Origin of the sequence: Micromonospora okii, from assembly GCF_020884795.1 — a bacterium.
In the GTDB taxonomy this organism is placed as follows: domain Bacteria; phylum Actinomycetota; class Actinomycetes; order Mycobacteriales; family Micromonosporaceae; genus Micromonospora; species Micromonospora okii.
On the sequence record NZ_BBZF01000033.1, the window covers coordinates 50,801 to 56,842 of the forward strand.

10 protein-coding genes are annotated in these 6,042 nt (G+C 72.9%); 8 read left to right on the forward strand and 2 right to left on the reverse strand.

Going from position 1 to position 6,042, the window contains the following annotated elements:
- Positions 1-2: 2 nt before the first annotated feature.
- From LPU43_RS28320 to LPU43_RS28350, 7 genes are all read left to right on the forward strand, one after another.
- A complete protein-coding gene (locus LPU43_RS28320; protein ID WP_229403615.1) occupies positions 3-929 on the forward strand; it encodes an aldose 1-epimerase family protein in 927 nt (308 codons plus the stop codon).
- A gap of 24 nt (positions 930-953) precedes the next feature.
- Positions 954-1,580: a nitroreductase family protein gene (locus LPU43_RS28325; protein ID WP_229403616.1), complete on the forward strand. Its 627-nt coding sequence runs from the start codon at positions 954-956 to the stop codon at positions 1,578-1,580.
- Positions 1,581-1,639: 59 nt separating this feature from the next.
- Entirely contained in the window at positions 1,640-1,945 is a 306-nt protein-coding gene (locus LPU43_RS28330; RefSeq protein ID WP_229403617.1) for a type II toxin-antitoxin system VapB family antitoxin, read from the forward strand.
- A 31-nt stretch (positions 1,946-1,976) separates the two neighbouring features.
- Complete coding sequence (locus LPU43_RS28335; protein ID WP_229403618.1) at positions 1,977-3,137, forward strand: acyl-CoA dehydrogenase family protein; 1,161 nt, start codon at positions 1,977-1,979, stop codon at positions 3,135-3,137.
- A gap of 62 nt (positions 3,138-3,199) precedes the next feature.
- Entirely contained in the window at positions 3,200-3,484 is a 285-nt protein-coding gene (locus LPU43_RS28340; protein ID WP_306416180.1) for a type II toxin-antitoxin system Phd/YefM family antitoxin, read from the forward strand.
- Positions 3,481-3,735, forward strand: coding sequence for a Txe/YoeB family addiction module toxin (locus LPU43_RS28345; protein WP_229403620.1), 255 nt, complete (start codon positions 3,481-3,483; stop codon positions 3,733-3,735). The genes LPU43_RS28340 and LPU43_RS28345 overlap by 4 nt, the downstream gene beginning before the upstream one ends.
- 86 nt (positions 3,736-3,821) lie before the next feature.
- On the forward strand, positions 3,822-4,562 hold the full coding sequence (locus LPU43_RS28350) for a DUF4230 domain-containing protein (protein WP_229403621.1): 741 nt from the start codon (positions 3,822-3,824) through the stop codon (positions 4,560-4,562).
- Here LPU43_RS28350 and LPU43_RS28355 read toward each other — a convergent pair.
- Together LPU43_RS28355 and LPU43_RS28360 are read right to left on the reverse strand one after the other, a co-directional pair.
- Positions 4,547-5,191, reverse strand: a complete 645-nt coding sequence (locus LPU43_RS28355) for a nucleotidyl transferase family protein (RefSeq protein ID WP_229403622.1) — start codon at positions 5,189-5,191, stop codon at positions 4,547-4,549. The two genes, LPU43_RS28350 and LPU43_RS28355, sit on opposite strands and share 16 nt — an antisense overlap.
- A gap of 42 nt (positions 5,192-5,233) precedes the next feature.
- Positions 5,234-5,437, reverse strand: a complete 204-nt coding sequence (locus LPU43_RS28360; RefSeq protein ID WP_229403623.1) for a PspC domain-containing protein — start codon at positions 5,435-5,437, stop codon at positions 5,234-5,236.
- A gap of 251 nt (positions 5,438-5,688) precedes the next feature.
- On the opposite strand from LPU43_RS28360, the gene LPU43_RS28365 reads away from it, so the two are divergent.
- The coding region (locus LPU43_RS28365; RefSeq protein WP_305075039.1) for a serine dehydratase beta chain at positions 5,689-6,042 on the forward strand (354 nt) is incomplete at its 3' end.

Below are 6,042 nucleotides of genomic sequence, written 5' to 3' on the forward strand. Positions count from 1 at the left end.
ACATGCAGAACGACGCACCCCGCCCGCCCTCAGGTACACAGTGGACGATCGCCGCCGCCGGCCACGAGGCCGTCGTCGTGGAGGTGGGCGGCGGGTTGCGGACCTACCGGAACGGGGGCGTCGACCTGCTCGACGGGTACGGCCCCGACGAGGTGTGCCCCGGCGGGGCCGGGCAGGTGCTCGCCCCGTGGCCGAACCGCATCCGCGACGGGCAGTACGCCTTCGGCGGCCGGTCGTTGCAGCTCACGCTCACCGAGCCGACCCGCAACAACGCCATGCACGGCCTGGTCAACTGGGTGCCGTGGCACCTGGTCGAGCGGGCCGACGACGCGGTGACCGTCGGGTACGACCTGCCCCCGCAGCCCGGCTACCCGTGGGCGCTGCGGCTGCGCGCCCGGTACGCGGTCGGCCAGGACGGCCTGCGGGTCGAGTTCGCGGCGACCAACGTCGGCGGCGAGCCCTGCCCGTTCGGCTACTCGGCGCACCCGTACCTGCGGCTGCCCGGTGCGGTGGACGACCTCGCCCTGCGGGTGCCCGGCCGGCTCCGGGTGCAGGTCGACGGGCGGATGCTGCCGGTCGGGGCGACCCCGGTCGCCGGCACCGAGTACGACTACACCAAGTCCCGCCGCATCGGCGACGCCGTGCTCGACACCGCGTTCGGTGACGTGACGCGCGACGCCGACGGCGGCTCGTCGGTGACCCTCGCCGCCCCCGGCGACGCCGCGTCCGTGCACGTCTGGGCGGACCGGGAGTTCGGCTGGTGGCAGGTCTTCACCGGCGACACCCTCAGCGGGGAGCGGCACCGCCGTTCGGTGGCCGTCGAGCCGATGACCTGCCCGCCGGACGCGTTCCGCTCGGGCAAGGACGTCATCACCCTGGAGCCGGGGGACACCTGGCGGGGCACCTGGGGCATCCGGCCCGGGGCTTGACCGGCGCGGGGCGAGGGGAGCGGCATGGAGTTCGCCGAGGTGGTCCGGCGGCGCCGGATGGTGCGCAACTACGACCCGGACCGCCCGGTCCCGCCCGACGTGGTGCGGCGGCTGCTCGACCACGCCGTCCGGGCCCCGTCGGCGGGGTTCGCCCAGGGCTGGGGCTTCCTGGTGCTGGAGGAGCCGGCCGACCGGGAGCGGTTCTGGGCGGCGGCCACCCCGGGCGGCGGCGGGCGGGAGCGGTGGCTGGCCGGGATGCGGCGCGCGCCGCTGATCGTCGTGCCGCACGCCAACCGCTCGGCGTACCTGGACCGCTACGCCGAGCCGGACAAGGGCTGGACGGACCGCTCGACGGAGCGCTGGCCGGTGCCGTACTGGTACGTGGACACGGGCTTCGCCGCCCTGCTGATGCTGCTCACCGCCGTGGACGAGGGGCTGGGGGCGTGCTTCTTCGGCATCCCGCCGCAGCGCCTCGGGGCGTACCGGGAGGCGTTCGGGGTGCCGGAGGAGCACCACCCGATCGGCGCGGTCACGGTGGGCTACCGGGTGCCGGACCACCGCTCGCCGTCGCTGCGCCGGGGTCGCCGGCCGCTCGACGAGGTGGTGCACCGGGGCCGCTGGGGCTCGGCGGAACCAGACATGAGGGAGTAAAACGCGGTGTGGCGGGGACGGTTACGCTGGCACAGTCATCGGGAGGGGAGCGTGTCGTCGTGATCTTCAGAGCGGTCCGGGACGGGCGTCCCTACCCGGAGCACAACCTGACGCTCAAGCAGTGGGCGGAGATTCCGCCGCGCCCGCTGCGGCTCGACCAGTTGATCACTACCAAGCGCGAGCTGGCCCTGGACAAGCTCCTCGCCGAGGACTCGACGTTCTACGGCGACCTGTTCCCCCACGTCGTGCAGTGGAACGGTGGGCTCTACCTGGAGGACGGGCTGCACCGCGCGCTGCGCGCCGCGCTCCAGCAGCGCAACCAGATCCACGCCCGGGTGCTGGTCTTCTCCGGTCAGCCCGACTGACCCGAGCCTGAGCCTTCGTTAAGGTGGCGGAATGACGCCTCTCGACCTGCTCGACCTGGACTCCCTCCTCGACGACGAGGAGCGGCAGGTCCGGGACGTGGTGCGCCGGCTCGTCGACGAGCGGGTCCGGCCGCACGTCGCCGACTGGTACGAGCAGGGCCGGGTGCCGACCCGCGAGCTGGCCCGGGAGTTCGGCCGGCTCGGCCTGCTCGGCATGCACCTGACCGGGTACGGCTGCGCCGGCTCCTCCGCCGTCGCGTACGGCCTGGCCTGCCTGGAGCTGGAGGCCGCCGACTCGGGCGTGCGCTCCCTGGTCTCCGTGCAGGGGTCGCTGGCCATGTACGCGATCTGGCGCTACGGCAGCGACGAGCAGAAGCAGCGCTGGCTGCCGGCGATGGCCACCGGCGAGGCGATCGGCTGCTTCGGGCTGACCGAGCCCGACCACGGCTCCGATCCGGCGTCGATGGCGACCCGGGCCCGCCGCGACGGCGACGACTGGGTGCTGCACGGCGGCAAGATGTGGATCACCAACGCCCCGGTCGCCGACGTCGCCGTGATCTGGGCCCGCGCCGAGGAGGGGGTGTGCGGGTTCGCCGTACCGATGGACGCCCCCGGGGTGTCGGTGCGCGAGATCCGGCGCAAGATGTCGCTGCGCGCCTCCACCACCGGCGAGATCTCGCTGGACGAGGTCCGGCTCCCGGCGGACGCCCGGCTGCCCGGCGCGGCCGGGCTCAAGGCCCCGCTGAGCTGCCTCACCGAGGCCCGGCACGGCATCGTCTGGGGCGCGCTCGGCGCGGCCCGCGACTGCCTGGAGACCACCCTCGCGTACGCGACCACGCGCACCCAGTTCGGCCGGCCGCTGGCCGGGTTCCAGCTCACCCAGGCCAAGCTCGCCGACATGGCGGTGGAGTGGCAGAAGGGCTTCCTGCTGGCCCTGCACCTGGGCCGGCTCGCCGACGCCGGGAAGCTGCGCCCCGAGCAGGTCAGCGTCGGCAAGCTGAACAACGTGCGGGAGGCGCTGGGGATCGCCCGGCAGTGCCGCACGATCCTCGGCGCCAACGGGATCTCGGGGGAGTACCCGGTCATGCGGCACGCCGGCAACCTGGAGAGCGTGCTCACCTACGAGGGCACCTCGGAGATCCACCAGCTCGTCATCGGCCAGCGGCTCACCGGCCTCTCCGCGTTCGCCTGACGGCCCGCCGCGCCTACCTGCTGGTTGTACAATTTCTTGTACGCCAACCTCGGGAGGACATCGTGCGCACCGTGCCCTACTCGGAAGTCCGGCAGAACCTGGCCAAGATGCTCGACCACGTCGTGGACGACGCCGAGGAGGTCGTGGTCACCCGCTCCGGCCGTGAGGCCGCCGTGATCATCTCACTGCGTGAGTACGAGTCGCTGAAGGAGACGGCGTACCTGATGGCCAGTCCCGCCAACGCGCGCCGGCTGAACGAGGCCGTCGAGGAGCTGCGCGACGGGGGTGGGGAGACGCACGACCTGATCGATCCCGACGCCAATTCGGGTGGGGCGTCGGCAGCGTGAAGGTCCAGTTCGCCAGCCGGGGCTGGGAGGACTATCTGACCTGGCAACGGGATCGCCAGATGCTCAGGCGGGTGAACACCCTGATCGAGGACATCCGACGCAACGGCCACCAGGGCATCGGCAAACCGGAGCAGCTCCGGGGCAACTGGGCCGGCTTCTGGTCGAGACGTATCGATCAGGAACATCGCCTGGTCTATCGGATCGTGGACGACACGGTGCAGATAGCGCAGTGCCGCTACCACTACGAATGAGACCGGGCGGCCGCTTGCCGCGCGCGTGTCGCACGGTGGCCGTACCGTCGTTCTCAGACGATGTCCGATCGAGGATGGTGAGGGCGATGTCCCCTGACGGCGATGTCGACCGTGGCGGTGAGGCCGACCGCGGCCATGCGACCGAGCGTGACCGTGAGGCCGAGCGGTCCGCCCCGCGGGGCCCCTCCGGGGCCGCCCGGGGGCTGCTCGTGGTGCTCGGCGCCGCGGCGGTGGCCGTGGTGGTGCTGCTCGGCGCCCAGGCCACGGGGGTCTTTCCCGACTTCCGCAACCCGTTCGCCAAGGAGCAGACCGACCGCAGCCAGCCGCCGCTGCTGAAGTCGATCCAGGACCTCAGCCGCTACGTCGCGGCCGAGGGCAACTTCCAGGTCGTGGTCGACCTCCAGAACGACCGGAACAACGTGCCGGAGTTCCTGCTCAACGAGCGCACGCTCTTCGTGGGGACGGGCAGCGTCGAGGCGTACGTCGACTTCGGCAAGATCGGCGAGGGGGCCGTGGTGACGTCGGCGGACGGCAAGTCCGTCGAGGTGAAGCTCCCCGCGCCGCAGCTCGCCCAGACCAACCTGGACATGGAGAAGAGCTACGTCGTGGCGCAGCAGCGCGGCCTGCTCAACCGGCTCAACGACCTGGTCAAGGGCGACCCGAACCGCCAGCAGCAGGTCTACAAGCTGGCCGAGGAGCGGATCACCGCCGCCGCCCGGGACAGCGGCCTGACCGTCCGCGCGGAGGAGAACACCCGCAAGATGCTGGAGGGGCTGCTGCGCTCCCTCGGCTACCAGACGGTGACCGTCACCTACGTCGCGCCCTGACCCGGGAGCGGCCCGGAACCACCCCGCCCGGCCGCCGCGCGCAGCCGGGCGGGTATGTCGTGCCGGAGCAGCCAGTCCCGGCTGGCCGCCGGCACCAGCGAGGTCCACTCCGGTGCGCCCTCGGCCATCAGGCGGCGCACCGTCGAGCCGGCGAGGCGCCCCGCGTCGCGGGTGAACAGCACCCGCACGGTGTAGCCGAGCCCTCTCAGCAGCTCGATCTTGTGCAGGTTCCACTCGTCGCAGACCGTGGTGTACGCCGTGGCGGAGAGCGGGATGTGCCTGGTCAGCAGCTCGGGGCGCTCGATCGGGAACGGCCGGACCGCGAACGCGGCCCGGTCGACCCCGGCGGCCACGAGGCATTCGGTGACGAGTTCCGCGCGCTCCCCGTAGGTCAGCGGGTTCGCCAGCGGGTCGTGCCGGTGGGCCTGCGCCCCGGGGGCGGCGCGCAGCAGGTCGAGGCGGGGCTGGGTGATGCCGACGTAGAGGAGGTCGCAGCTCTCGGCGGCGGCGAGGAGGTATTCCAGGTGCTGCGTGTGCAGCACCTGGAACCGGCCGTGGGCCGAGCCCTCCCGGAGCCGGCGCGGCCCCGCCGTGGCCGCGCCCCCGCCGGCCGCCCCGTCAATCGACATGCATCCATCGTCCGGGTGTCGGCGGCCGGGGGCAACCGCGGATCAGTAGCGGACGGCGTAGCGGTCCTCGTTCGGCATCAGCACCCACAGCACCAGGTAGACGACCACCTGGGTGCCAGGCAGCAGCAGCGACAGCAGGAACAGCAACCGGATCATCCCGGCGGAGGTGTTGAACCGCTGGGCCAGGCCGGCGCAGACCCCGGCGAGCATGCGCCCCTGGCGGGGCCGGACCAGTTTGCGACTCATCGTCGTACTCCCACTCTGCGGCGTGCCCGCCGCGTCTGTACTCCACGGTAGGAACGGGCGGCCACCGCGCCCTCGGTCGCGAGGAGGATTCCGCTCCCCCGGCCCGTAGGTGTCTACCCGGACGGGCCGACCCGATGCCCCTTTCCGCGATCGGTGGATGGGGGTGAGCTGCGCGGGTAAGCTGGCCGGTCGGGCCGGGAGGCCGCGACCGGGGCCGCGTCGTGCGGCGGGTACGACGGCGAGGAAGTGCCATGATCAGCGTTTTCGACCTCTTCAGCGTGGGCATCGGGCCGTCCAGCTCGCACACGGTGGGCCCGATGCGGGCTGCCCGCACGTTCGTCGCCGGGCTCAAGGCCGACGGGCTGCTCGCCGACACGGCCCGGGTCCGCGCGGAGCTGTTCGGCTCGCTGGGCGCGACCGGCCACGGTCACGGCAGCGACCGGGCCGTGCTGCTCGGGCTGGAGGGGGAGGCGCCGGAGACGGTCGACACCGACACCGTCGGCCCCCGGGTGGCCCGGGTCCGGGGCGAGGGGCGGCTCACCCTGTTCGGCACGCAGGAGGTCGACTTCGACCCGGACCGGGACCTGGTGCTGCACCGGCGCCGC

What these genes read in the sequence shown, in the direction of transcription:
- LPU43_RS28320 (WP_229403615.1), top strand. Translation starts at nt 3, where the DNA reads ATGCAGAACGACGCACCCCGCCCGCCCTCAGGTACACAGTGGACGATC.
- LPU43_RS28325 (WP_229403616.1), top strand. Translation starts at nt 954, where the DNA reads ATGGAGTTCGCCGAGGTGGTCCGGCGGCGCCGGATGGTGCGCAACTAC.
- LPU43_RS28335 (WP_229403618.1), top strand. Translation starts at nt 1,977, where the DNA reads ATGACGCCTCTCGACCTGCTCGACCTGGACTCCCTCCTCGACGACGAG.
- LPU43_RS28350 (WP_229403621.1), top strand. Translation starts at nt 3,822, where the DNA reads ATGTCCCCTGACGGCGATGTCGACCGTGGCGGTGAGGCCGACCGCGGC.
- LPU43_RS28355 (WP_229403622.1), bottom strand. Translation starts at nt 5,191, where the DNA reads ATGTCGATTGACGGGGCGGCCGGCGGGGGCGCGGCCACGGCGGGGCCG.
- LPU43_RS28360 (WP_229403623.1), bottom strand. Translation starts at nt 5,437, where the DNA reads ATGAGTCGCAAACTGGTCCGGCCCCGCCAGGGGCGCATGCTCGCCGGG.